Origin of the sequence: Yinghuangia sp. YIM S10712 (assembly GCF_051388935.1) — a bacterium.
In the GTDB taxonomy this organism is placed as follows: domain Bacteria; phylum Actinomycetota; class Actinomycetes; order Streptomycetales; family Streptomycetaceae; genus Yinghuangia.
Map to the genome: position 1 here is coordinate 212,129 of NZ_JBPKBI010000008.1, position 23,210 is coordinate 235,338.

Annotated in this window: 22 protein-coding genes; 15 read left to right on the forward strand and 7 right to left on the reverse strand. The window is 71.4% G+C overall.

Annotated features, from left to right (window positions below):
* Positions 1-109: 109 nt before the first annotated feature.
* Positions 110-1,591, reverse strand: a complete 1,482-nt coding sequence (locus ACRX5W_RS18815) for an MFS transporter (RefSeq protein WP_436789348.1) — start codon at positions 1,589-1,591, stop codon at positions 110-112.
* 160 nt (positions 1,592-1,751) lie between these two features.
* On the opposite strand from ACRX5W_RS18815, the gene ACRX5W_RS18820 reads away from it, so the two are divergent.
* The 4 genes from ACRX5W_RS18820 (at position 1,752) to ACRX5W_RS18835 (ending at position 5,611) form a co-directional block, all read left to right on the forward strand.
* On the forward strand, positions 1,752-2,711 hold the full coding sequence (locus tag ACRX5W_RS18820; RefSeq protein ID WP_436789349.1) for a helix-turn-helix transcriptional regulator: 960 nt from the start codon (positions 1,752-1,754) through the stop codon (positions 2,709-2,711).
* 273 nt (positions 2,712-2,984) lie between these two features.
* On the forward strand, positions 2,985-3,242 hold the full coding sequence (locus tag ACRX5W_RS18825; RefSeq protein ID WP_436789350.1) for a hypothetical protein: 258 nt from the start codon (positions 2,985-2,987) through the stop codon (positions 3,240-3,242).
* 152 nt (positions 3,243-3,394) lie between these two features.
* Positions 3,395-4,402: a nucleotidyl transferase AbiEii/AbiGii toxin family protein gene (locus ACRX5W_RS18830; protein WP_436789351.1), complete on the forward strand. Its 1,008-nt coding sequence runs from the start codon at positions 3,395-3,397 to the stop codon at positions 4,400-4,402.
* A gap of 132 nt (positions 4,403-4,534) precedes the next feature.
* Positions 4,535-5,611, forward strand: a complete 1,077-nt coding sequence (locus tag ACRX5W_RS18835) for a porin PorA family protein (RefSeq protein WP_436789352.1) — start codon at positions 4,535-4,537, stop codon at positions 5,609-5,611.
* A gap of 257 nt (positions 5,612-5,868) precedes the next feature.
* Here the strand turns inward: ACRX5W_RS18835 and ACRX5W_RS18840 are convergent, their stop codons facing one another.
* A complete protein-coding gene (locus tag ACRX5W_RS18840; protein ID WP_436789353.1) occupies positions 5,869-6,156 on the reverse strand; it encodes a hypothetical protein in 288 nt (95 codons plus the stop codon).
* 214 nt (positions 6,157-6,370) lie between these two features.
* On the opposite strand from ACRX5W_RS18840, the gene ligD reads away from it, so the two are divergent.
* The 4 genes from ligD to ACRX5W_RS18860 all read left to right on the forward strand — a co-directional run bounded on the left by ligD (position 6,371) and on the right by ACRX5W_RS18860 (position 9,517).
* Complete coding sequence (gene ligD / locus ACRX5W_RS18845) at positions 6,371-7,279, forward strand: non-homologous end-joining DNA ligase (RefSeq protein ID WP_436789354.1); 909 nt, start codon at positions 6,371-6,373, stop codon at positions 7,277-7,279.
* Between the two features lie 208 nt (positions 7,280-7,487).
* Positions 7,488-8,177 carry a DNA polymerase ligase N-terminal domain-containing protein gene (locus ACRX5W_RS18850; protein ID WP_436789355.1) on the forward strand — a complete coding sequence of 230 codons (690 nt, stop codon included), beginning with the start codon at positions 7,488-7,490 and terminating at the stop codon, positions 8,175-8,177.
* 37 nt (positions 8,178-8,214) lie between these two features.
* Positions 8,215-8,871: an endonuclease gene (locus ACRX5W_RS18855; RefSeq protein WP_436789356.1), complete on the forward strand. Its 657-nt coding sequence runs from the start codon at positions 8,215-8,217 to the stop codon at positions 8,869-8,871.
* A gap of 82 nt (positions 8,872-8,953) precedes the next feature.
* Complete coding sequence (locus ACRX5W_RS18860) at positions 8,954-9,517, forward strand: TIGR03086 family metal-binding protein (RefSeq protein ID WP_436789357.1); 564 nt, start codon at positions 8,954-8,956, stop codon at positions 9,515-9,517.
* 29 nt (positions 9,518-9,546) lie between these two features.
* On the opposite strand, the gene ACRX5W_RS18865 is transcribed toward ACRX5W_RS18860, so the two are convergent.
* The 3 genes from ACRX5W_RS18865 to ACRX5W_RS18875 form a co-directional block, all read right to left on the reverse strand.
* A complete protein-coding gene (locus ACRX5W_RS18865) occupies positions 9,547-10,209 on the reverse strand; it encodes an NAD(P)H-binding protein (RefSeq protein WP_436789358.1) in 663 nt (220 codons plus the stop codon).
* Between the two features lie 214 nt (positions 10,210-10,423).
* Positions 10,424-11,950, reverse strand: a complete 1,527-nt coding sequence (locus ACRX5W_RS18870) for an AMP-binding protein (protein WP_436789359.1) — start codon at positions 11,948-11,950, stop codon at positions 10,424-10,426.
* A 209-nt stretch (positions 11,951-12,159) separates the two neighbouring features.
* Positions 12,160-12,483: a hypothetical protein gene (locus ACRX5W_RS18875; RefSeq protein ID WP_436789360.1), complete on the reverse strand. Its 324-nt coding sequence runs from the start codon at positions 12,481-12,483 to the stop codon at positions 12,160-12,162.
* A gap of 295 nt (positions 12,484-12,778) precedes the next feature.
* On the opposite strand from ACRX5W_RS18875, the gene ACRX5W_RS18880 reads away from it, so the two are divergent.
* Together ACRX5W_RS18880 and ACRX5W_RS18885 are read left to right on the forward strand one after the other, a co-directional pair.
* Entirely contained in the window at positions 12,779-13,387 is a 609-nt protein-coding gene (locus ACRX5W_RS18880; protein WP_436789361.1) for a helix-turn-helix domain-containing protein, read from the forward strand.
* 60 nt (positions 13,388-13,447) lie between these two features.
* Positions 13,448-14,206 carry a class I SAM-dependent methyltransferase gene (locus tag ACRX5W_RS18885; protein WP_436789362.1) on the forward strand — a complete coding sequence of 253 codons (759 nt, stop codon included), beginning with the start codon at positions 13,448-13,450 and terminating at the stop codon, positions 14,204-14,206.
* Here ACRX5W_RS18885 and ACRX5W_RS18890 read toward each other — a convergent pair.
* A complete protein-coding gene (locus ACRX5W_RS18890; RefSeq protein ID WP_436789363.1) occupies positions 14,088-15,044 on the reverse strand; it encodes a helix-turn-helix domain-containing protein in 957 nt (318 codons plus the stop codon). The genes ACRX5W_RS18885 and ACRX5W_RS18890 overlap by 119 nt on opposite strands.
* Positions 15,045-15,181: 137 nt before the next feature.
* Between ACRX5W_RS18890 and ACRX5W_RS18895 the strand changes: the two genes are divergently transcribed.
* The 5 genes from ACRX5W_RS18895 to ACRX5W_RS18915 all read left to right on the forward strand — a co-directional run bounded on the left by ACRX5W_RS18895 (position 15,182) and on the right by ACRX5W_RS18915 (position 22,839).
* Positions 15,182-15,652, forward strand: coding sequence for a hypothetical protein (locus tag ACRX5W_RS18895; RefSeq protein ID WP_436789364.1), 471 nt, complete (start codon positions 15,182-15,184; stop codon positions 15,650-15,652).
* Positions 15,649-16,566, forward strand: a complete 918-nt coding sequence (locus ACRX5W_RS18900) for a 3-hydroxybutyryl-CoA dehydrogenase (RefSeq protein ID WP_436789365.1) — start codon at positions 15,649-15,651, stop codon at positions 16,564-16,566. Before ACRX5W_RS18895 ends, ACRX5W_RS18900 begins: the two co-directional genes overlap by 4 nt.
* Positions 16,567-16,926: 360 nt before the next feature.
* Positions 16,927-20,220: a hypothetical protein gene (locus tag ACRX5W_RS18905; protein WP_436789366.1), complete on the forward strand. Its 3,294-nt coding sequence runs from the start codon at positions 16,927-16,929 to the stop codon at positions 20,218-20,220.
* Between the two features lie 128 nt (positions 20,221-20,348).
* Positions 20,349-21,824, forward strand: a complete 1,476-nt coding sequence (locus ACRX5W_RS18910; RefSeq protein ID WP_436789367.1) for a M1 family metallopeptidase — start codon at positions 20,349-20,351, stop codon at positions 21,822-21,824.
* A gap of 160 nt (positions 21,825-21,984) precedes the next feature.
* Positions 21,985-22,839, forward strand: coding sequence for a class II glutamine amidotransferase (locus ACRX5W_RS18915; RefSeq protein WP_436789368.1), 855 nt, complete (start codon positions 21,985-21,987; stop codon positions 22,837-22,839).
* 44 nt (positions 22,840-22,883) lie between these two features.
* Here ACRX5W_RS18915 and ACRX5W_RS18920 read toward each other — a convergent pair whose 3' ends face one another.
* Complete coding sequence (locus ACRX5W_RS18920; RefSeq protein WP_436789369.1) at positions 22,884-23,099, reverse strand: hypothetical protein; 216 nt, start codon at positions 23,097-23,099, stop codon at positions 22,884-22,886.
* Positions 23,100-23,210: the final 111 nt, after the last annotated feature.

The following is a 23,210-nucleotide window of genomic DNA, read 5'->3' on the forward strand; positions in this document are numbered from 1 at the left end:
GGTCGCCGGCGGGCCGATGCCTTCTTGTCGATTCTGCTCGCTGCCGCTCGTCGATCGCGAGTCCGTGTCTTCGGCGGTGGCCTGGCGGACGGCCGCCGTCACCCGTGGGTCAGTGCCCGCCCTGCCGTGCGTGCTTAGGGAGCAGGAAGCCGACCGCGAAGGCCACCACCGTCAGGACAAGGGCGATGAGCGCCGTCGTCGCGACCGCGTCGAGTGCCGACTGCTGGTGCAGATGCGCGCCGCCTTGGCTGAAGAACACCGTTCCGAAGACTGCCACGCCGAGCGCCGCCGCGAGCTGCTGCATCGACTCCAGGGAGCTGGACGCGGAGCCGACCTCCTCGTCCGCGACCTCACCCATGATGATGTCGAACAGCGGTACGAAGATCATGCCCATGCCGAGCCCGAAGACCAGGAACGGCCCGGCCATCGTCCAACTTCCCAGATCCGTCGACGCGTTGGCGAAGACCGCGTACAGGCCCGCGATGCCCACGGCCATGATCGTCAGGCCGATGTGCAGGATCTTGCGGCCCAGCTTGCCCATCAGCGCGCCGCTCGCTCCCGAGCCGATGAACGCGCCCACCGCCCACGGGGCCATCGTCAGGCTCGCCCGCATCGCGCTGAATCCCAGGCCGAACTGGAGGAACAGCCCGATCGCCATCGAGAGCCCGGTGATCGTTCCGAAGAACACGATCACGAACAGCACACCCGAGCTGTACGAGCGCTTGGTGAACACACTCAGTTGCACGATCGGCGCCTTCACACCCAGCCGCGTCCGGCGCAGCGTGTACGCCACGAATCCGGCCAGCACCGCCACCGCGGCCGCGAGCATCCCGAACATCCAGGCGGGCCAACCCTTTTCCTGCCCCTGGACCAGCGGGTAGACCAGCATGAACATCCCCGCCCCGCCGATGGTCAGGCCCAGCAGGTCCAGCGACTTGTCGTGCGCCACCGGTGGCTTGGCCGGCAGCGCGACACGGCCCGCCAGCAGGGCGAACAGGCCGATCGGGACATTGATCAGGAAGATCATGCGCCAGCCGGTCCCGAACAGGTCGGCGTCCACCAGCGTGCCGGCCACGATCGGGCCGAGGATCGTGGCGAGACCGATCGCGGGTCCGAACAGCGCGAAGGCCTTGCCGATCTCGTGCGGCGGGAACATGTCGCGGAGGAGCCCGAACCCTTGCGGGATCATGACCGCACCGGCGAGCCCCTGGAGAACACGCGCGGCGATCAGCGCCTCGGGCGACCACGCCACCGCACACAACACCGATGCCGTCACGAACGCGACGATGCCGATCGCCATCATCCGCTTGCGCCCGAAGATGTCACCGAGCCGGCCGCCGGTCAGCAGGCCCGCCGCGAGCGTGAGCGTGTAGGCGGCGGCGGTCCACTGTAGGGCGGAGTACGAGGCGCCGAGGTCGGCCTGGATCGCCGGAGCCGCGATGTTGACGATCGACGCGTCGAGCAGGTTCAACAGCGTGGCGGCGAGGACCACGGTCAGCCCGAGCCACTTGCGGTCGTGGGACGGTGTCGCGGCACTCGGGGCTTCCGCGGCTGCGGCGGGCGCTGCCGCGGAGTCCAGGACTGCGCTCATAAGACAAGTTCCTTCGGGGCGAAGCGTGCTGCGGAAAGGGTCAAGTCCCCGAGGTTCAAGGGGACTTGGAGAGGTCGGTGGCCACCGCTGCTCTCCACTGCCTGAACTCTAGGAGCCCATTAGGCAAGATTCGTTCCTAAAGAAAGGGCACCCTGGAAACATGTTGGAGACCTCGGCACGACTTCTGCGTCTGCTCTCGTTGTTGCAGACCCACCGCGACTGGACCGGCACCGAACTCGCCGAACGGCTCGACGTCACCCCGCGCACCGTGCGCAACGACGTCGAGCGGCTGCGCAGCCTCGGCTATCCCGTCCACGCGACGCGCGGCGCGGCGGGCGGTTACCGCCTGGGCGCCGGGGCGTCGCTGCCCCCGCTGCTGCTCGACGACGAGGAAGCCGTCGCGGTCGCGGTCGGTCTGCGTACGGCGGCCGGCGGCACCGTCTCCGGAATCGAGGAGACCTCGTTGCGGGCGCTGGCCAAACTCGAACAAGTCCTGCCGAACCACCTCAGGCGGCGGGTCAACGCCCTCCAGACGTACACCGTCCCTGTCCCGGGGCAGGAAGGCCCGCGCGTCGACGCGGACGTGCTCACGACCATCGCCGCCGCGTGCCGCGACCACGAACGCCTCCGCTTCGACTACCGCGACCACTCCGGGGCGGCGACGCTGCGCAACGTGGAGCCGTACCGCATGGTGCACCGGGGGCGCCGCTGGTACCTCGTGGCGTGGGACACCCAGCGCGAGGACTGGCGCATCTTCCGCGTCGACCGGATCGCCCCGCGTACGCCGAGCGGTCCGCGTTTCACGCCGCGTCCGCTTCCCGAGGAGGACATCGCGGAATACGTCTCCGCGCGTGTGTCCGTCGCACCTTGGCGCACCCGCGTCCGCGTGACCGTGCACGCGCCCGCCGCCGAGATCGCCGCCCGCGTACCGGCCTTCGCCGGCAGCGTCGAACCCGTGGACGAAGAAACGTGCGTCTTCACCACCGGGTACGACAACCCCGAGACCATGGCCGCGTGGCTCGGTCTGCTGGGCGCCGACTTCTCGGTGCAGGACACCCCGGAAGTCATCCCGCACCTGCGCGAGTTGGCCGACCGCTTCGCGCGTGCGGCGGGCGACTGACCGCGGTTGCGCGCCTCCGGCGGGCAGCCGGGCTCCACCCACGCGGCAGTCGGCCCGTGCCGCGTGGGTGAAGCGGTGAGGTCGGCAGCGAGTCGCGCGAAGCCGGCCGACAAGTACGCGCGGCCGCGAACACGACGCCGCGGAGACGTCGCCGGCCGGCACCGACCTCGTGCGGCTGCTCGCGGCGAACGCGGCGCAGGCCGGGGGAATGTCCGGCACGGGGTTGCGTCGTTGGGCGTTGGTGACAGGAGACACGCGAGGAAGGGCTCGTACATGCAGCGTCAGGCGACCGCGACCAAGGCCGGGGCCGGCGCCCCCGAGGACGGCGGCACGGAGGATCTGTTCCCGGCGTGGGGCCGGGTCGCCGGCTTCCTCGGCGTCATGGCGTCGGTGTTCGTGATGGCCCTTGTGATCGGACGGCTCACCGGACCGGAAGCCCCCGGCGCGGCCGGGCAGTCCACGCCGGATGTCCGCCCCGCCGACACCGGCGCCACAAGCGCTCCGGACAACCGGCACGGGCACGGCCGCTGAGCGGGCACCGGCCGGGCGCGGACCGCCGTCCGCTGTCACCGGGCCTCGCTACCCTCGAACGCCGTGACCACCGGCACCCACCATGCGACCGAAACCCCGGAGCAGGCAACGGACTTCGCGCCCGTAAGCCTGTGTTCCGCAGCGGCCCACCGATGACCGCGCCCCCCGCGCGGGCCCATCGCGCCGCCCTCGACCATGTGCTCGCGCTCATCGCCGGCTCCGAGACGGCCGAAACGCTCGTGCTGCGCGGGAGCATGACCTTGCCCGCGTGGCTCGGCGAGCGGGCGCGCGAGCCCGGCGATCTCGACTGGATCGTCCTGCCGCCACACGCGGTGCCGATCGATCCGCATGACCCGTACCCGTACGTCGACGGCCCCGAGGCCTTCCAGCACTGGCCCGAAGCCGTCGGCGGCGCGACCGCGTACGAGCTGTTCCGCGACGAGAACGAAGCCTTCGAGACCGGCGGCCTGCACCCGCGCATGCCGCCGGAGGGCACCCACTGGCTTCCCGATCCGGACACCGACCAGCCGGGCGATCCTTGGGTCGACGTCGTCCCGCTCGTACGCGAAAACCCCGTGGCATCGCACGGCGTGCGGTTCGACACGCAAGGCGCCCGTTTCGACAGCACATGGGGCTACTACGCCTACGGCTCGGACGAACAGTCCCCCGGTGTAAGGCTGTTCCTTCCGTGGGAGGCGGACGGGACGCGGGGCGAGATCCAACTCGACTTCGCCCGCGACGAAAGGCTCCCCGAGGCACCCGTGTTCACCCTCGTCCCGCGCATCGACGGGCAGGAACCCACCCTCGTGCGCACCGTCAGCCCCGAGTTGTCCCTTGCGTGGAAACTGCTGTGGCTCCACACCGATTCCGGAAGGGACGACCGAGCGCGGGGCAAGGACCTCCACGACGCCGTGCTCCTTGCCGAGTCACCCCGAGTGCATCTGCAACGCCGTTTGCTGGAACGGGTCTTCGCCCGAGCCGCGGTCACCTTCGATCCAGGGGACATACCCGGCTGGAACGTGGACTGGCACGCGTTCCGAAACCGACACCCGCGTACTCGCGGGAGCGCCGACGACTGGCTCGACCGCCTTGTCCGGGCCGTGGGCCGTATCACGGACGCGGCCAAGGACACGGGCGAACCGCGCTCGCCCCACGGGTGACCGCGGCCGAAAACAGTCGCTCCGCACTACCACGAATCCCCGCCGACAGTAGGGGAATCCGCATTCACGGTACAGATTCGCGCCGCTCCTGGATGCTCGTCGGTCAGCCGACGAGAACCACGGGAGGCCAAGGTGCGGCGCGCATCATGGATCATCAGCTCGGTATCAGTTCTGCTGGTCGCGGCAGGAGCCGTCAGCAAATTCGCCGTCTACCCCCAATTGCATCAGATGCCGGACGATCTGGACGGGAACATGGAGTTCCGGGGCGTCCTCACCGCCATGGACCCCCAGGCCGTACAGCGCGGGGACTTCGCCCAAGCGATCATCCGGGATCTCCCGGTGACCGCAGACCGCAACGTCAAGGCGGTGCACACCTCGGGCTCGACGATCGTGCTCAACGACCGCACCGAGATCTACGGGCCGACGCGGCAGGTCGTCTCCACCACTGAGCACCAGTACGCACTTCACCGCGAGAACGCGCTGGAACGCCCCGCCCCCGAGGGCGTCAAGGCCGAACCGCACGGCGGCCTGACAGCGGCCTTCCCGCTCAGCCCGGAGAAGCGCGACTACCCCTTCTGGGACGCGGAGACGCAGAAACCGGTCGATGCGAAGTACACCGGCACCGAAAAGCGCGAGGGCCGCACGGTGTACGTCTACACGATCACCGCCCAAGGGCCCCTGGCCGACCCGGTCCTGGTAAGCGCCCTGCCGACCGAGCTGCCCAAGGCCGCGCTCCAGGCCATCAACCCGTCCGCCGCACTGGCCGACGCACCCGACATGGTGCCGCTCACCTACATCTCGACGACGCGGATGGTCGGGTACGTCGACTCCGAGACCGGCGTGGCCATCGCTCTCGAATCCGACAAGTCCGTCACCGCCCAGGCGCAAGGCGTCGAGGTGTTCCCGGTGGCCCAGGGCAAACTCACCACGACCGAGGCGTCCCAGAAGGACCTCGCCGACCAGGCGGCCACCGCGGCGATGGCGTTCTGGCTCCTGTCCGATGCCGGACCGTACGGCGCGTGGGCCCTGGCCGCGCTGCTGATCCTGCTCGCCGTGTGGCTGGAATACCGCGGCCGCAGGGCCCAGGCCGCCGACGGGGCGACGCCGGTTCCGCAGCAGCGCGATGCGGCGGAACCCGAGCCGCGGACCGGCGAGACGGTCACCGCCGGCGCGACGCGGACCGAATCACCGGCCGAACAGCAGCCGTGACCACCGGTTCCCATCGCCGGCGCTGAACACCCGTGCGCGGGGGGNACCGGCGAGACGGTCACCGCCGGCGCGACGCGGACCGAATCACCGGCCGAACAGCAGCCGTGACCACCGGTTCCCATCGCCGGCGCTGAACACCCGTGCGCGCGGGGCCCCGCGAACTGCGGGCGCCCCGCGCGATGCGTGTGGGGGAGTGCCGGTCCTTGACCCCGCGGAGAGGACCGCGTCATGCCGGGCGACGACGCGCCCGAGTCCGTTCAGGTTCCCGGCCCCCAATAGTTGTGCGCCTCGGCGGTCGTCGGCGGGTTCTCCGGCCTCGGCAGGTCGAGTTCCGCGGCGATCGGCATCATGCGCTCCTGGAAGGCTTCCAGGGCCTCCCGCGATTCCCACAGGTCGGTCACCGTCACGCCGCCCCCGCTTTCCGCGACCGCGATGTGGGCGAGGCAGCCCGTGAAGAACTCCGGGCCCTCCTTCTGCATTCGGGCGTTGAGCGCGTCGTACTGCTCGGTGGTGACCGGCAGTTTGATCTGCATGAAGACGGCCATCATGACCTTCCTTGTGAATGGCTCCGCACAGCGGGTGGGCCGCGCGCCGCGGGCCCGACCGGCCCGGTGGGCCCTCCTCCCAATCTCCCCGCAGCCGGGGCGACCCGCAAACAGAGCCCGCCTGGCGTGAACACGCGCGCATCGGGCAGCGCGCGTACGTGCCGGCCGGCGACATTCAGGAGCGCGGGAACGCGGGAAACGAGGTCAAGCCGCGATGAGTTCGAGCACGGAAGTCCGCGTGAGCGGCCACACAGTGCGCATCACGCGACCCGAGAAAGTCCTCTTCCCGCAGGACGGCATCACCAAGGCCGACCTCGTCGCCTACCACCGCGCTGTCGCCGCCCGCATGCTGCCGCATCTGCGCGGGCGTCCGCTGATGCTGGAGCGCTATCCGGACGGAATCGACCACCGGCCGCTCATGCAGAAGAACGCCCCGGACTACTTTCCCGACTGGATCGAGCGCGCCGAGGTGGGGAAAACCGGCGGCACCGTTGTGCACGCGCTCGCCGACAACGCCGCGGCGCTGGCCTACCTCGCCAACCAGGCTTCCGTGACCCTGCACCGCTGGCTGTCGAAAGCCGACCGGCCCGACCACCCCGACCGCATGGTGTTCGACCTCGACCCGCCCGGCGACGACTTCCCGGTGGTCCGCGACGCGGCGTTCGCGCTCCGCGACCTCCTCGACGAGCTGGAGCTGCGTGCGACCGTGATGGCCACGGGCTCACGCGGCCTGCACATCGCCGTCGCCCTCGACCGTCGCGCCGACTTCGACACCGTGCGGGCCTTCGCCCACGACACCGCCGAAGTTCTCGCGGCGCGGCATCCCGACACGCTCACCACCGCGCCGCGCAAGCAGGCCCGCGGCGGCCGGCTCTACCTCGACGTACAGCGCAACGCGTACGCGCAGACCGCGGTCGCGCCCTATGCCGTGCGTGCGCGGCCGGGGGCGCCCGTCGCGGCGCCGCTGTCCTGGGACGAGCTGAGCGACGCGGGGATGAACGCCCGGCGCTGGACGCTCGCGACCATCGGCGAACGCCTCGACGACGACCCTTGGGCGGACGCGCGGACGCGCGGCCACGGTCTCGGAGCCGCGCGCCGCCGGCTCGACGCCCTGCGCGACTGATGGGGCTTGTGTGGCTTGTGTGACTTTTTGTGACTGAAGCGATGTTTGTGCCAGACGTATCAGCTCCGGTGGCGGCGTCGCGGGCAAGGACCGGATCGCCGCGCGGGCCGACGGTTGCCGTGCCGGTCGACGGGTAGCCGCCCTGGCGATGTGGCCGCCGCGGCGATGTGGCCGCCGCCCAGTCCCGCATCGTCCCGGAGGAGTACCCGTGGCCTCGAAGGACTCGCACCGCACGACCGGACCGCGACACCGGTCGGCCCAGGACCACGACGGTCCGCTCGCCGATTACCGGCGCAAACGCGACTTCGACAAAACCGCCGAGCCGGAAGGCGCCCACGCCCCCGCCGAACCCGGCGAGGCCGCCCGTTTCGTCGTCCAGATCCACGATGCGAGCCGCATGCACTTCGACTTCCGCCTGGAGGTCGACGGCGTCCTCAAGTCATGGGCGGTGCCCAAGGGGCCGTCGCACGACCCGACCGAGAAGCGCCTCGCCGTGCCGACCGAGGACCATCCGCTGGACTACCACGACTTCGAGGGCATCATCGCCCAAGGTGAGTACGGCGGTGGCACCGTCATCGTGTGGGACCAGGGCACGTACCGCAGCCTGGCGACCGACCGGCGCGGCAACGAGGTTCCCTTCGCCGAGGCGCTGGCGGCCGGACATGCTTCGTTCTGGATGGACGGCGCGAAACTGCACGGCGGATACGCGCTGACCCGCACCCGCGGCGGTGCGTTCGGCGACAACGAGACCTGGCTCCTGGTCAAGCGCAAGGACCGGCACGCCGACAAGACCGACGCCCCCGATCCGTGGCGCGCGAGATCCGTGCTGACCGGCAGAACTCTGCGCCAGGTGGCCGCCGAGTCAGCCGACGAGGCTTCCCGGGACGACGGAGACTGACCGCGTGCGGTCCGGCAATCCGGAGGAGACGAGACCCATGAGCACCGACGACAAGGAGACCGTCCGCGCCTTGCTGCGCGCGGCCGGGACCACGTACGCGGAAGACGCCGGAATCCACCTCGCCGACAAACCCGCCCCGCTGTGGCGGCTGCTCGTCCTCGCCAATCTGCTCGCCACCCGCATCAAAGCCGCGATCGCGGTCGCCGCCGCCCGCGAACTGTTCGCCGCAGGCGGCGGAACGCCCGCCGGGATGGCCGAACTCACGTGGCAGGAACGCGTGGACGCGCTGGGACGCGGCCACTACAAGCGCTACGACGAGGGCACCGCGACCCGCCTCGGCGCCTGCGCCGACCTGGTCCGTGAACGCTATCGCGGCGACCTGCGACGGCTCGGCGAAGCGTCCGGCCACGACCACGACCGCCTTGTGGAACTCCTCTGCGAATTCCCGGGAATCGGGCCGACCGCCGCCGATATCTTCTGCCGCGAGGTGCAGGCCGTGTGGCCGTGGCTGCGTCCCGCGCTCGACCGCAAGGCGCTCGACGCGGCCGGAGACCTGGGTCTGCCCGCCCGTGCGGACCAACTGGAACAACTGGTGAAGGGAGACGAACTCGCCGCGCTCGCCGCCGGGTTGGTCCGGGTCGGTCTCGACACCGGCCTTGCCGACAAGGTGCGCTCGGCAGCCGCCCACACCTGACGCCACCCGCGACGCCACCGCGTGACGGCGCTGCGTGACGTCACCCCACGACACAACCGCCGCGAAAGGTTCGGCTTTCGGCATGGAACAGCTCGACGCCTTCGACAAGGCCCTCCGCGAATTCGACACCCGGGTCCACGAAGTCGGCCCCCGGCAATGGGACGCCGCCACGCCCTGCACGGAGTGGTCGGTCCGGGACCTCGTCAACCACGTGACCGGCGAGCACCTGTGGGCGCCGTGGCTCCTGCGCGGAGCCACCCTCGCCGAGGTCGGCGACCGTTACGACGGCGACGTGCTCGGCGACGACCCCGTGCGGGTGTGGGAGGGCGCCACCGCCGACTCGCGCGACGCGTTCCACGCCGCCGGGGCCCTGGACGGGCGGGTCCACGTGACCGGCGGACGCATCGCCGCGAGCGAGTACGGCTGGCAGATGATCAGCGACCTCACCGTACACGCCTGGGACTTGGCCCGAGGCATCGGTGCCGACGACCGGCTCGACGAGGATCTGGTCCGGGAGGTGTACGACAGGATCGCCCCACAGGTCCCGAACTGGCAGGGCAGCGGCATGTTCGCCGCTCCCGTCGAGGTACCGGACGACGCACGCACGCAGGACCGCCTGGTCGGACTGCTCGGTCGGAAGCCGTGAGCCGGCGGTGAGGCTCGGCGCGGGCCGGGTCACGGCGCCGCGAGGCCTCGGACCGCCGCGTCGACCGGCGTGTCGCCGCCCACCAGTTCCAACGTCAGACCGACCGTGTTCGGGGCGCCGAGCAGAGCCGCGAGAACCGCCGCCACGTCGTCGCGGGTCACGTCCCCGCGCCCGGTCGACGGCGCCAGGGCCACGCGGCCGGTGCCCGGGTCGTCGGTGAGCCGCCCGGGGCGCAGGATCGTCCAGTCCAGCCCGACCCGGCTGCGGATGTCGGCGTCGGCGGCGCCCTTCGCGCGCAGGTACGCGGCGAAGGCCGGTTCCGTGCCGGCCGGCGGTTCGCTGTCGGTGCCCATCGCCGAAACGACCACGAACCGGCGCACCCCGGCGGACTCCGCCGCGTCGGCGAACAACGATGCGGCGGCGCGGTCCACGGTGTCCTTGCGGGCAACCCCGCTGCCGGGCCCCGCGCCGGCGGCGAACACCGCGGCGTCGGCGCCGGCCAGATCGCGGGCCACCTCCTCGACCGCGGCGGACTCAAGGTCGCGGACGACGGCCTCCGCCCCGGCGGCTCGCAGGGCGTCCGACTGCTCAGGGCGGCGGATAAGACCGACGGGCTGGTCCCCGCGTGCCGCGAGCAGGCGTTCGAGTCGCAGGGCGATCTGGCCGTGTCCACCGGCAATGACAATGCGCATGCACGGCACCGTACCGGCGGGAGGGAGGATCCGCCGTCCACGGCACGGCGGGAGCCGGAGGGGCTCGTGGGGACGACGGAGGACGCCGCACGTGAACAGGTCCGACCATCCATGGCGAAGCGGGCCATCCGCGGCCGAGTTCGACCGGCTTCGCCAAGGGCGACCACCTGCGGCCTCGATCGAGGATGGCCGGGCGCGGCTTTCGTTCACACGGTCAGTGGACCTGCCGTTCGTGACCCGCCCAATAGGGCTCGCGCAGTTTGAACTTCTGGAGCTTGCCGGTCGCGGTGCGCGGGAGCGACTCCACAAACTCGATCCGCTTCGGGCACTTGTACCCGGCGAGCCTGGTGCGGCAGTGTGCGACGAGGTCCTCGGCCGTCACGTCGTCCGCCGCGACGACCAGGCCGGTGACGAGCTCGCCCCACTTCTCGTCGGGGGTGCCGATCACCGCCACCTCGCGGACGCCGGGGTGGGCGGCCAAGGCGTCCTCCACCTCGATGGATGACACGTTCTCTCCGCCCGAGATGATCACGTCCTTCTTGCGGTCGGAGATCACCAGGTAGCCCTCGTCGTCGAGGTATCCGCCGTCGCCGGTGTGGAACCACCCGCCCGCCTGGGCCTGTGCGGTCTCGTCGGGCTGCTGCCAGTAGCCGTCCAGGTTGTGGTTGGAGGCGGTCAGGACCTCGCCGTCCACGTCCACCATCACGCGGACGCCGAGGGCCGGGGCCCCCGCGCGGCCGAGCCTGCGTGCGCGTTCGGCGGTGTCGAGGTCGTCCCACTCGGCGCGCTGCCGGTTGAAGGTCACCAGCGGAGAGGTCTCGGTCAGCCCGTACAACTGGATGAACTCCCAGCCGAGTTCCTCCATGATGCGTTCGATCGTGCGCGTGGGCGGCGGCGCGCCGGCGCAGATGACGCGCACGCGGTCGCGGCCGGGGATGTCGCCGGTCCAGTCGGCGGCGGCGTCCAACACGGCGTTGACCACGGCCGGTGCGGCGCACATGAAGGTGACGCCGTGGTGTTCCACGCGCCGCAGGATCTCCACGCCGTCGATCTGCCGCTGCACGACGTGCCGGGCCCCGAGCCCGGTCACGCCGTACGGCATGCCCCAGCCGTTCGCGTGGAACATCGGCAGGGTGTGCAGGTATACGTCGCGGTCGCTGATCCCCGAGTGCAAAGCGAAGACCGTCGCGTTGAGCCACAGGTTGCGGTGGGTGAGCTGAACTCCCTTGGGCCGCGCGGTCGTTCCCGAGGTGTAGTTGATCGTCGCGGTTGCCGCCTCGTCGGGGCCCGCCCACGGGCGCGGGTCTGTGTCGCGCAGGTACAGCGAGTCGTCGTCGCCGAGGAGGAACTTGTGCGGCACGTCGAGGCCGTCGAGCACGCCCGCACACGACGGGTCCGCGTACACCACCGCGGCGCCGGAGTGCTCGATGATGTACGCGATCTCGGGCTTGGTCAGGCGGAAGTTGATCGGCACCAGCACCCGGCCCCAGCCCGACACCCCGAAGAACGACGTGAGCAGCCGCGCCGAATTCTGCGAGATCACCGCGACACGCCCGCCGGTCGGGACCCCGAGCGCGTCGAGGCGCGCGGCCTGCGCCTGTGCCAGCGCCCCGACTTCGCGGTACGTCAGCGAACCGAGCGACGCGGCCGGCTGCTCCGGCTCGTCGACGACCGCGACCCGGTCCGGATACACATGGACCGCGCGATCGAGGAAGTCACGGATGGTCAGCGGGTAGTGCACGGCAGCACCTCCGGAAGGGCGGGTCGACGACGAACGTACCCGGAACCGTCCTTCCCAGCGGCGGGAAAACCGGCCGTCGAAGGGGTACGTCCTGGGGCACGCTAGCGAAAACCGGGCGTACACTCCGCGCTTCGGCATCCGGGACACGCGCTGTCCCGCCGACCAAGGACGGGGCGGCACCGGGAAACGCGCGGGTGCCGCCTGCGACATCACACCGCCGGACCGACCAGCAGCAGTTCCTCGGGGAACGAGTCGGGCAACAGCGCGGGCACCCACGGCAGGCCGGAGTCGCCCCGCAGGATGCCGGATCCCCGGGCCTCGGGCGGCTCCGGGGATTTGGCACCCGATGCGCCCTGTATCTCCTCGGCGACGCGGAACAGGCCTGGTTCGTCGAGGTGTTCGCGTGAGTCGGTGGGTCGGGGCCACCAGCGGTCCATGCGCGCGGCTATCGCCCGTGCGTCCGCGGTGCCGGCGCGAGGTTTCGGGGTCAGCGGCGACAGCGCCGCCGCGCATCTGCCGGCGCCCAGGATCATCGGGGGACCGACCCGGGAAGCCCGCGTGGTGCGCGGGCGGGGGGAACGGGAGAAGCGTCTACAGGCATGCCGCAACCGATCCTTCGCAACTGCCGTGCGGGCGACCGGAGGCACCTGCACGATCCGGAGGAGCAAAACGGTACCGACTTGGGGGCCAAGTCGGCATTCCCATGCCTATTCTGCCTGTTGACCGGCTCCAGGATGCACAAGATCGGCCGATCATCCGAACTCCCACGGCTTGCTTCTGCAATGCTTAAGCGTTTGAACTTTGAGATCTGCAAAAGGAGAGTGGCGGATGGCGGCCGAAGGGGAACCCATCCCGAACTGGGCGTTCCTCGGGGCGTGCATCCGCAGGGACCGCAAGGCCCGCCGCTGGACGCAGAGGGACCTCGCGGAACACGCCGGACTCGCGCTGCGGACGATGGGCAAGTACGAACGCGGCGAGGGTGGTTCGGCCGGTGAAGGAGTCCCGTCCGGCTACTTCGCCGTGGCGCGCGCGCTCGGCTGGCGGCACGGATTCATCGAGGCCTGCCTGTTCGGCGACGACGGTTCGGCGGATCCGCAACTGCCCGTCGCCGCCGAAGCGTTCACCGGCACACCGGAAAGGCGGCCCGTCCCGCCCGGCCGCGACCCGCTGATCGCGGCCTACCGGGGCGTCCAGGACTTCCTCGTGTTGGCCGTCGAGCGAGGTGCGTCACCAGGACTGATCAGGCGCTTCTCGGACACCGCCGGCGACCTCCTGGAAGCCGTCGCCGCAGGCAGCGGGCTGGGCAACACCCTGGGTCTGTCCGCCGATTCGCCGCACGGAGCACCCCCTGCCGACGACGACGCCGTACGCGCGCTGGCCGCGACCGCCGACCTCCCGGATGTTCCCGACCGCCGCGACCACCAAGATCGACAGTGAGGCCGAGATCACCGACTCCCCGGCCCATCTTCCCGTTTCGTTGGTTCTAGGGTGGCCACCGTGCACACGCCAGACGACGCAGCCGCCCTTGACGCGGACGACGCCAAGTTGATCATTTCCTCGCGGGCCGGCAGCGACTACGAGCTGATGTTCGGGTTCGCCCTGCCCGACCTTCGGGGGCACCGCATCCTCGACTGCCCGGGCGGAGCCTCGTCGTTCGCCGCCGAGGCGGCCGCGCTCGGAGCGGATGTCGTCGCCGTCGACCCCGTGTACGACACCGACGCCCACCTCATCGACAGCCGCGTGCGCGACGACATCGCCGCGACCTGGGCGGTGCACGGCCCCGAGATCGCCGACCCGGAGTTCATGGAGGACCAACGCCGGTTGTGGCTCGGCGCGTTGGACGCCTTCTGCACCGACTACCGGCGGGCCCGCGGGGGAGGGGGCCACCCAGGGCCCGGCAGCACCGCGTACCTCACCGCTGCCCTGCCCGAACTCCCGTTTCCTGCCGCGTCGTTCGACCTTGTGCTCAGCTCGCACCTACTGTTCGTCTACGACTCGGTCGACCCGGTCGCGGGACTGCGCGAACTGCTGCGCGTCGTACGGCCCGGAGGCACCGTGCTCATACACCCGCTCTATCGGCAGGACGGCACGCGAGGCCGAATAGACGCCCTGCTGGCCGAACTGGGCGCCGACGGCGTCACCGGCGACGTCGTCTCCTACGGCTCGCCATCGAGAGGTCGGCCCGCCGAGACGCTGCGCCTGGTCCGGCCTCCGGCAGCCACCACGCTCTCCGCAACCGCCCGAACCGACCGGTGACCTCCATCGGTTCGCCGCCCTCCACCGGCACCGGATTGATGTCCACCACCCGGTAGTCGGTACGCGTCGACGCGACGTACGGGTCGGCGACCATCGTGTGCACGTTGTAGTGCTGCACGTGGTCCGGGTCGTGCCACGGATGGGTCGGGTCCTGGTCCCAAAGCGCCGCCATCACGAACCGCCCCGCGCCCGTGGGGCGTTCGCTCGCGGCGACGTCGTGCCAGCGCACCCGCCAGACCGGGCTTAGATCCGACAGGTACGCGACCACCTCGTCGAATATCGGCCGGCACTCCTCGTGGTCCCAGTGCCGCAGCATCACCGCCTTGTAGTGCGCCATGATCTGCTCCAAGTACGCCTCCATGTGCTCCTCGGGGATCATGTGCCGAGGAGCCTCGACCACCTGCATCACCACCGCGTTGTGCCGCACCCCGCCCTCGTGGTCCGGTGCCAGCAGCGGCGAGATCCACACCCCGGCCGCCTCGTTGCTCACGAGGATGTCGCCCGCCGGGCCGCACACGTATGTCGGCGACGGCTTCGACTTCACATAGGCGTACAGTTCCTGGAGGTTCTCCGGCACGTCCCGGCAGGCCAGAGGCGGCAGCGGCAGCCGCGCCGCGCCCGCGAGCGCGGTCGCCTCCGAACGCGTCAGCCCCAGGTCCGCGATGATCTGCCGCAACGACTCGGCGGCCAGCGGCCGGCGCCCCTTCTCGTACTCCCGGTACGAACGCAACCCGACCCGTTTCTCCGCATCGGTCGGACGCAGGCCCCGCGACTCCCGCAGCTTCGCCAGCAGCACCGCCCAGGGCGGCAACTTCTCGACGGGGTCACCTCGTTCCATCTCGCACCTTCCTCATGCACCGCACATTAACTGTGCGGTTGCGCACACCGCGCGAACGTTGTGACGATGATCAGCCCAACCACGCCGCACCGAAGGCGTATTGGGGCATGTGCGGGGACGAGCATGGGGTGGTGGGGATGTACGACCCTTTCGGCGAGCTGGACCGCCTGGGCGTGCACGTACGCCGGGCAACGCTGCGGGCCGCCTGGGCGGTGTGGGTGCCGCACAAGCGCGCCGTCGTGCTCACGACCGGGCTCACACGCGTCCAGGAGCGCTGCGTGCTCGCCCACCAGGTCGAACACATCCTCGCCGACGACCGCTGCCCCGCCGGGGGCATCCCCGGCCCCGCGGCCGGCTGGCACCCCGACCACCTCGATCCCCGCGGCTGGGACCCCGGGACCGCGCTGCGCGAACACCTCGCGGACCGCGCCGCAGCGGCGAAACTCGTCGACGGCGGCACGGCCCGCCGCGTCCTCGCACAGGCCGAACACCCCGCCCGCGCCGCCGAATTACTCGACATCACCGAGCACATGCTCGCCGTCCGGCTCGCCCATCAAGGCGGGGTGGATCATCGGCCCGCGCGGCCCACGACGACAATGGGGGCATGACAGAGACACCCAACTTGTCGGCCGGAACGTCCACCGGAACCGCCGCGACCGCCCATGAGGCGATCCGGAGGATCGGCGTCGTCGGCTCCGGGCTCATGGGATCCGGAATCGCCGAGGTCTGCGCCCGCGCCGGCCTCGACGTCGTGGTCCGCGAGATCTCCGACGCCGCCGCCGAAGCCGGCAGGCGCCGCATCACCGACTCCCTCGACCGCGCGGCCCGCCGCGGCAAGCTCGCGGAAGCCGACCGCGACGCCGCCCTCGGACGGCTCCGCTTCACCACCGACCTCGCCGAATTCGCCGACCGTGACATGGTTGTCGAGGCCATCGCCGAAGACGAAGGCGCAAAAGCCGAAATCTTCTCGATCCTTGACAAGACGGTCGCCCGGCAGGACGCGATCCTCGCCTCGAACACGTCGTCCATCCCGATCATGAAGCTCGGCATGGCCACGAGCCGCCCCGAGTGCGTGGTCGGCGTCCACTTCTTCAACCCGGTCCCGGTCCTCGACCTCGTCGAACTCGTGCCCTCGCTGCTGACCTCCGAGGAAACGCTGGCCCGCGTCGAGGAGTTCGTGCACAGCCCGCTCGGCAAACACGTCATCCGCTCCAAGGACCGCGCCGGATTCGTGGTCAACGCGCTGCTCGTGCCGTACCTGCTCTCCGCGATCCGCATGCTCGAATCCGGCTTCGCGTCCGCCGAGGACATCGACTCCGGCATGGAACTCGGCTGCGCCCACCCGATGGGCCCGCTGCGCCTCGCCGACCTGATCGGCCTCGACACCCTCGCCGCGATCGCCGACTCGATGTACGAGGAGTTCAAGGAGCCCCTCCACTCGGCGCCGCCGCTGCTGCTGCGCATGGTGGACGCGGGACTGCTCGGCCGCAAGTCGGGTCGCGGGTTCCACGACTACTCGTGACGCGCGGGGTCTCGGGCCGCCCGGGCACACAGCGACCGCTGTGCCGGGCGGCCCGGCGACCCCGTGAGCTCGTGTCCCCGTGACCTCGTGAACCTGTGAGCCGCGGGCGCCTGCCGGTGACCCGCCGGGCCGCGTGACGGCTTGATCGTTGCCGTCGATCCGATCAAGCCGTCACGGCACGGCACCCCGGAAAGTCCTCGGAAACAAGACTGTTTGTCGGCAAGATCCGGCACACTGGTCTCCGGTTTCGTGCGTCGGTCGGGGGGTTGCGTGCACAACCGCGCGGGGTCGGGGGGCTCGCCCCCCGGACGGACCGTCGAGGTCGTCAACCCGCGTGCCGGAGTCCGCGGATCCGGCTGCGTGATCGCCCCCGGCCTGGTGCTGGCGGCCGGGCACGTCGCGTGCCCCAACCGCGACAGCGGGCCCGTCGTCGTCCGCGAGCTCGAAGGCGGCGCCGAACACGAGGCCGCCGTCCTGTGGACCGACCCCTCGATCGACGTCGCCCTGCTGCGCGGCGACCACACCCGCCTCGGCGCCGACCTCGGCATCGTGCGCTGGGGTGCACTGACCTGCGACCCGGCCGGTGCACGCCCGGTCTGCACGACGATCGGCTTCCCGCAGGCGCTGTACCGCAAGGTGCCCGGCGGCCCGAGGTCCGCGGCCCAGGCCCAGAGCCTCGACGGCTGGATCGCCCCGCGCGGGCGCGCGCGTTCGGGCATGTACGTCTTCGAACTCGCCCACCCGGACGACGTCTCCTTCGACGTCTGGCAGGGCATGTCCGGCGCCGCCGTCTACTGCGACGACACCGTGGTGGGCCTCGCCACCAACGCCGCTGATTACTGGCGCGGCGAATCGCTGCTGGTCCTCCCGGCGTACCGGCTCCTCGGCGCGCCCGGATTCGCCGAAACCGTCGCCGCCGCGACCGGCATGCGACCGCTCTTACGCCCCGCCGACCTCGGTCCGCTGCTGACCGAGTCCCCCGATCCGCAACTGTCGTCGTCGTACCTGCTCGAACCGGCCGCACAGGTCGTCCCCGTGTCGGGCGATCCGGCCACCGCGCGGGCACTGCGGGAGTGGTGCTTCAACGGCAGGCGCACCGACGTCGCCGCGCTGACCGGCGCCGACGGCACCGGCAAGACCCGCATGGCCTTCGAACTGCTGACCGACCTCAGCGACCCGGGCGGGGGAGGAAGGCCGGCCCACGATGTCCGGCGGCGGCCCGCGTGGACCGGCGGGTTCCTCGCCGAGGTCCCCCGGCCCACCGACCGCGGGTACACACTCTTCACCGAGGTCCGCCAGCCCCTGCTGCTCATCGTCGACGGCGCCGAGGCCCGACTCGACCAGGTTCATTCGCTGTTCGACCTGCTGAGCGGCAGACGCAGCGGCCAACCGATACGCGTCCTGCTCGTCGTCCGCGGACGCCGGGACTGGTGGCCCCGCCTGCGGACGACGTGGGCGAACAGCGTCGTCATGGGACGCGGCGAGACCTTCCGCGTCGCGACCGCCGACGCGTTCGCCGACACCAGTGCGGACGCCTTCTACCGACGCGCCACGAGCGCCTTCGCCGAACGCATCCGGATCCTGCGCGAACTCGGCATCGACGACGACCGCCCGGAGCAACCCGCGCCGGACCTCACGCGGCCGAGCCGCTACAGCGTTCCGCCCGGCGGTGCCCCGGGCCTGACCGTCGGCGACCTGCACATGGCCGCGCTCGCCGACACGCTCACCCGGTTCGACCCCGAACTCACCTCTCTTGAACGACCGCTGGACGTCCTGCTCAGCCGCGAGGAAAGCCACGTCCGGCGCATCGCCCAGGCCCGCATGCCGTCCGGGCTGGTCGACACCGGCCTGCTGCGCACCCTGCTGGCCGTCCAACAACTCGTCGGCGCGACGACCCACGAGGACGCGCTCGGCGCGGTCCGGGCCGGCTTCGAGGTGCACAACCGCGGGCGCGGCGACCTCGCGCAACCGCAGGGGCCGGTGCTCCGGGCGTACGAGGAAATCCTCGCCACCGCCTACCCGTCCGGACACGGCGCCCGCTGGGGCGCGATCGGACCCCAGCCGCTGCGCGCCGCGCTCGTCGCCGAAGTCGAAGCCGAAGGCAGCGGCGGTTTCCTCGCCGGCGTGCTGGGCAGCCCGCACCTGACCGCGTTGCAGCGCTACCGGGCGCTCGCGCTGCTGGTGCGGTCCGCGGACGGGCAGCCGGAATTGGTCGCCGCCGGAGCGCGGGCCGTCGCCGCCTCCCCGGAGCTGCTGCTGCCGATCGCGCAGTGGATACCCGCGGAGGTCTCCACCGAACGCGCCCGCGAATGGCTGCTGTTGTGCCGCGAGGCGGTGATCGCCCAGGCCCGGAGCGGTGGTTCCCCGGCCCACGCGGGCACCTGGGCGGTCTGGACCCTCGACAACGCGCTGGTCCGGCTCGACAACGCGGACGCGGGCGGGGAGGACGACCAACTGTCACCGCCGCGCGGCATATTCGTGCCTCGGCCGCGCGATCCGGACAGCCCCGAACCGGAGAACTCCGGCCCGGAGATCCCCTATTCGTACGGCCCCCGCCCGAACGGCCCCGCGCCGGGCGGCCCGAGCCCGGACCGCCCCGACTCTGCTCCCGTCCACGGCCCGGTGACCGCCGCGAGTGCCCCCGGCCCCCGGGCAGCCGGGCGCGACAACGCCGCGCCGACGGTGGAATGGACCGCCGACCCGGACCACCGGGCAGGCAACCCGCCCTCGGACAGCGCAGACGCCCCCGCCCCCGCAGGCGCCACCGAGCGCACCGAGCGCTCCGGCTCGGCACCCTCCTCCCGCATCCCGGGCAGCGCAGTGCCGGGCGGCCCAGGCCCGGGTGGCCTCGGGCCGGGCAGCGGGAGGCGGGGTGGCGCAAGGCCGGGCGGTGCGACGCGAAGCAGCGCGGGGGCGGGCCGCGCGGAGAGGCCCGGCAGCCGAACGCCGGGGGGCGCCGCACCCGTCGGCATCGCGCCGGACGACGCCGCGCCACCACCGGCCGGGCCTGGTTCCGCGCGAGCTGCCGCGCCCGGCGGTGCCGCGACGGACGCCACCGCGTCACCGCCCCGCGCGCCGGAGCCCGCGCGAGCCGCCGCATCCGGCTCCGCGCGCGGCGCACGCCCCGCAACGGCCACCCGTACGTCCGGGCCCCGCCACGCCACGTCCCCGCGCTCCGCCCCCTCGCACCGCCGCCCGGACCGCCGCCACGCCGACGGACTGCGGCCCGTGCGTCGCGAGCAGCCGAGGCCGGGGACGGCACGTGTCGTGGTGACGCTGCTCGCCTTGGCGTACCTGGCTCTGGTCGTCTACGCGGCCTGCGACACCTTCTACGTCTCCGGCCGCTTCGCCGGCTCGCGGCCGGCGTGGATCCTGCCGCCCGTGGTCGTGCTCATCACCGTCGAAGCGGGCCTTCAGGCCCGGCATTGGCGCGGCCGCCCCGAACCCGCCGATCTGCCGGTGCAGTTGCTCGCGGTCGGCGTGGCCACCGCATGCGGTGTGATGTTCGCGGGGAAGCACACCGGCGACACCGGCGACACCGGCCTCGTCCTCGCCGCCGCCACGATCGCCGTCCTGGGCACACTCGTGCTCACCGAGGCCGCCCGGCGGTGGTTCGGCCAAGTCACGTACGTGCGCCGCCGAGACGGGACCTGACGACCTGTCAGTGCGGTTGCCGAAGAAACTCCCGGCCGGGGAGACGGGTGACGGTCCGTTGGTCCATTCGGGGGTCGGCGAAGTGTCGCCCGGTGAAAACGACCATGGCGCGGTCAGGATTGCGGCCCATGACCAGCGCGTACGACATGACCGTCCGGCAGTCCCGACCCACCGCGAAGTCCCGCGTGCACAAACGCTTTCCGACCCCGTCCCGGCGAAGCACGGCGGCCGTGTGGCTCGCTTTCGCGATGACGTTGACTGCGGCGATGCCCGTCGAAGCGGCACCCCGGACCGACGGCGCGACCCCGGCCTCCGGTGCCGGAGACCCTTACCTCCCGCTCGCCGGCAACCAGGGCTACGACGTCGAACACTACGACTTGGAGCTGGACTTCGCGCCTCCCGTCCTCACCGCGCAGGCGACCTTGACGGCACGTGCGACGCGAAACCTCGCCCGCTTCCACCTCGACTTCACCGGGCCCGCGATCGAGTCGGTCGAGGTGGACGGAAGGCGGGCGGCATACCGGCGGGACGGGCAGGAACTGATCGTCACGCCGTCCGAGCAGGTCCGCGCCGGACGGGACTTCACCGTGCGGGTCCGGTACCGGGGGACCCCGCAGGCGCCGGCCGATCCGCAACTGGGCCCGCACGGCTGGATCGCCACCGACGACGGTGCCGTCGCACTCAACCAGCCCGACGGCGCCCCGAGTTGGTACCCCGTCAACGACGACATGCGCGACAAGGCCACGTACACCTTCCACATCACCACCCCCGACGGCCTGTCGGCCCTGGCCAACGGCGAGCCGATCGGTCCGCCGCGGGTATCCGGCGGCCGCACGACCGTCACGTGGGCGATGCGCGAGCCGATGGCGAGCTATCTGTCGATGGTCGCGATCGGCGCGTTCACCCGGACCGACGGCCGTGTCGGCCGGCTTCCGCACATCACCGCGTACGACCCGGCGGGCGGGGACGACGACCGCGAACTGCGGGCCGTCACCGCCGGTGCCGTCACATGGGCCCAAGAGCGTTTCGGCGCCTACCCGTTCGACTCCACCGGCGGCATCATCGACCGCATCGGCGCCGCCTACGCGCTGGAGACGCAGGGACGCCCGGTCTACGACCATGCGCCGGACGAGACGACGATCGTGCACGAAGTGGCCCACCAGTGGTTCGGCGACAGCGTCACCCCGAAGACGTGGGCGGACATCTGGCTCAGCGAGGGCTTCGCGACCTACGTGGAATGGCTGTGGCAGGAAGACCACGGCGGCCCGTCCGCGCAGTCCGCGTTCGACGAGCTTTACGCCACACCCGCCGACGCCCCGTTCTGGAACCGCACGACCGCCGACCCGGGCCGGGACGGGATCTTCGACTACCAGGCGGTTTACCTGCGCGGTGCGATGGCGCTGCACGCCTTGCGGACGCGCGTCGGCGACCGGGACTTCTTCGAACTGTTGCGCGCATGGACGGTGAAATACCGCCACGGCAACGCCGACACCGGCGACCTGCTCGCGCTCGCGGGATCCGTCGCACCGTCGCTCCCGGGTCGGAAGCTCACGCAGTGGGCGGAAACGTGGCTTCACACCGCCGCCAAGCCCGCGACGCCCTGACAACGCGCTGCGCCGGTTCCGGGTTGCAGCCCGGCGCCGGCCGGTATCCGGAAGGCCTCCGCAGGCGGGGCACCCCACGTTCGGCCTAACGTGGAACGCACCGGGCGCCTCGGTCGGCGCCCTGAAGTCGTGCGGCGCAGCCGCGAGGACGGTGAGACGAATGTGTCGATGGTTGGCGTACACCGGAACGCCGATCCACCTCGATGAACTCATCTACAAGCCGGCCCACTCGCTGATCGACCAGAGCCGTCACGCGCGTCTCGGCGTCGAGACGACCAACGGCGACGGGGCCGGCATCGGCTGGTATCCCGATGAGCGTTACGCGACGGACTCCGAGTTCGTGGAGCCCGCGGTCTTCCGCGCCACGGGGCCGGCGTGGAGCGACCGCAACCTGCACGAACTGTCACGGTGTGTTCGCTCACCGCTGTTCTTCGCGCACATACGCGCCTCGACGGGGGCGGCGGTGCAGGAGACCAACTGCCACCCCTTCCGCCATCAGAACTGGCTGTGGATGCACAACGGCGCCATCAACGGATTCGCGAGGCTGAAGCGCGACCTGGCGATGGCGGTGGACCCCAGCCTGTACGCCGAGATCGAAGGCTCGACGGACTCGGAGCTGATGTTCTACCTGGCGCTCACCCTGGGGCTGAAAAGCGACGTGCCCGGGTCGGTCGAACGAATGATCGGCCTGATCGAGGCCGTCGCCGATCGGCACGGTGTGCCGAACGCGGTGCAGATGACCGTTGCCGTGTCGGACGGTACGGGCCTGTGGGCGTTCCGCTACTCCACCGAGCGCCACTCGCGGTCGCTGTTCTACAGCACGGAGATCAACACGCTGCGCGCGATGCACCCCGAGATCAAGGTGCTGGACAAAGTCTCGCCGGACACGCGGCTGGTGGTGTCCGAACCACTCGGCGACCTCACCGGCGCCTGGAACGAGGTTCCCGAATCCTCGTACGGAGTCGTCCACGAGGGCGACGACGAAATGCACGAGCTGACTCCGACATTGCCGTGACCACCGGCCCGCCCGCCCGGCCGGGCGGCCCGCGGGCACGCCGGTCAGGCAGGGCGTGTACGCCAGTTCCGCCGCCACGCGCGTCCGGTCGGCCACGCGACCGGCACCTGGGACGCGGCCGACGCCGAACGCGTCGGCGGGGTCGCGGGCGCGGGCGCGGGCTCGGTGGGGGCCGGCGCGTGGTCCCACGCACGGGCCTGGCGTACCAACGCGGACAAGTCCTCAGCGGGCGAGAAGCGGCGGCCTGAGAGTGGGCTCATGGGCCTAGCGGATTCCCCGCGGGTATTGACGTATCGTCCCGAAATGATCACGATTTGCCAACAACATCGCTGTTCGTCCGGATGTTCGAGGCATGGGGGAAAGCCGGCGCA

What these genes read in the sequence shown, in the direction of transcription:
- ACRX5W_RS18855 (WP_436789356.1), top strand. Translation starts at nt 8,215, where the DNA reads ATGAGCACCGACGACAAGGAGACCGTCCGCGCCTTGCTGCGCGCGGCC.
- ACRX5W_RS18875 (WP_436789360.1), bottom strand. Translation starts at nt 12,483, where the DNA reads ATGATCCTGGGCGCCGGCAGATGCGCGGCGGCGCTGTCGCCGCTGACC.
- ACRX5W_RS18900 (WP_436789365.1), top strand. Translation starts at nt 15,649, where the DNA reads ATGACAGAGACACCCAACTTGTCGGCCGGAACGTCCACCGGAACCGCC.
- ACRX5W_RS18865 (WP_436789358.1), bottom strand. Translation starts at nt 10,209, where the DNA reads ATGCGCATTGTCATTGCCGGTGGACACGGCCAGATCGCCCTGCGACTC.
- ACRX5W_RS18920 (WP_436789369.1), bottom strand. Translation starts at nt 23,099, where the DNA reads ATGAGCCCACTCTCAGGCCGCCGCTTCTCGCCCGCTGAGGACTTGTCC.
- ACRX5W_RS18825 (WP_436789350.1), top strand. Translation starts at nt 2,985, where the DNA reads ATGCAGCGTCAGGCGACCGCGACCAAGGCCGGGGCCGGCGCCCCCGAG.
- ACRX5W_RS18840 (WP_436789353.1), bottom strand. Translation starts at nt 6,156, where the DNA reads ATGGCCGTCTTCATGCAGATCAAACTGCCGGTCACCACCGAGCAGTAC.
- ligD (WP_436789354.1), top strand. Translation starts at nt 6,371, where the DNA reads ATGAGTTCGAGCACGGAAGTCCGCGTGAGCGGCCACACAGTGCGCATC.
- ACRX5W_RS18815 (WP_436789348.1), bottom strand. Translation starts at nt 1,591, where the DNA reads ATGAGCGCAGTCCTGGACTCCGCGGCAGCGCCCGCCGCAGCCGCGGAA.
- ACRX5W_RS18860 (WP_436789357.1), top strand. Translation starts at nt 8,954, where the DNA reads ATGGAACAGCTCGACGCCTTCGACAAGGCCCTCCGCGAATTCGACACC.
- ACRX5W_RS18895 (WP_436789364.1), top strand. Translation starts at nt 15,182, where the DNA reads ATGTACGACCCTTTCGGCGAGCTGGACCGCCTGGGCGTGCACGTACGC.
- ACRX5W_RS18830 (WP_436789351.1), top strand. Translation starts at nt 3,395, where the DNA reads ATGACCGCGCCCCCCGCGCGGGCCCATCGCGCCGCCCTCGACCATGTG.
- ACRX5W_RS18890 (WP_436789363.1), bottom strand. Translation starts at nt 15,044, where the DNA reads ATGGAACGAGGTGACCCCGTCGAGAAGTTGCCGCCCTGGGCGGTGCTG.
- ACRX5W_RS18820 (WP_436789349.1), top strand. Translation starts at nt 1,752, where the DNA reads ATGTTGGAGACCTCGGCACGACTTCTGCGTCTGCTCTCGTTGTTGCAG.
- ACRX5W_RS18880 (WP_436789361.1), top strand. Translation starts at nt 12,779, where the DNA reads ATGGCGGCCGAAGGGGAACCCATCCCGAACTGGGCGTTCCTCGGGGCG.
- ACRX5W_RS18910 (WP_436789367.1), top strand. Translation starts at nt 20,349, where the DNA reads ATGACCAGCGCGTACGACATGACCGTCCGGCAGTCCCGACCCACCGCG.
- ACRX5W_RS18915 (WP_436789368.1), top strand. Translation starts at nt 21,985, where the DNA reads ATGTGTCGATGGTTGGCGTACACCGGAACGCCGATCCACCTCGATGAA.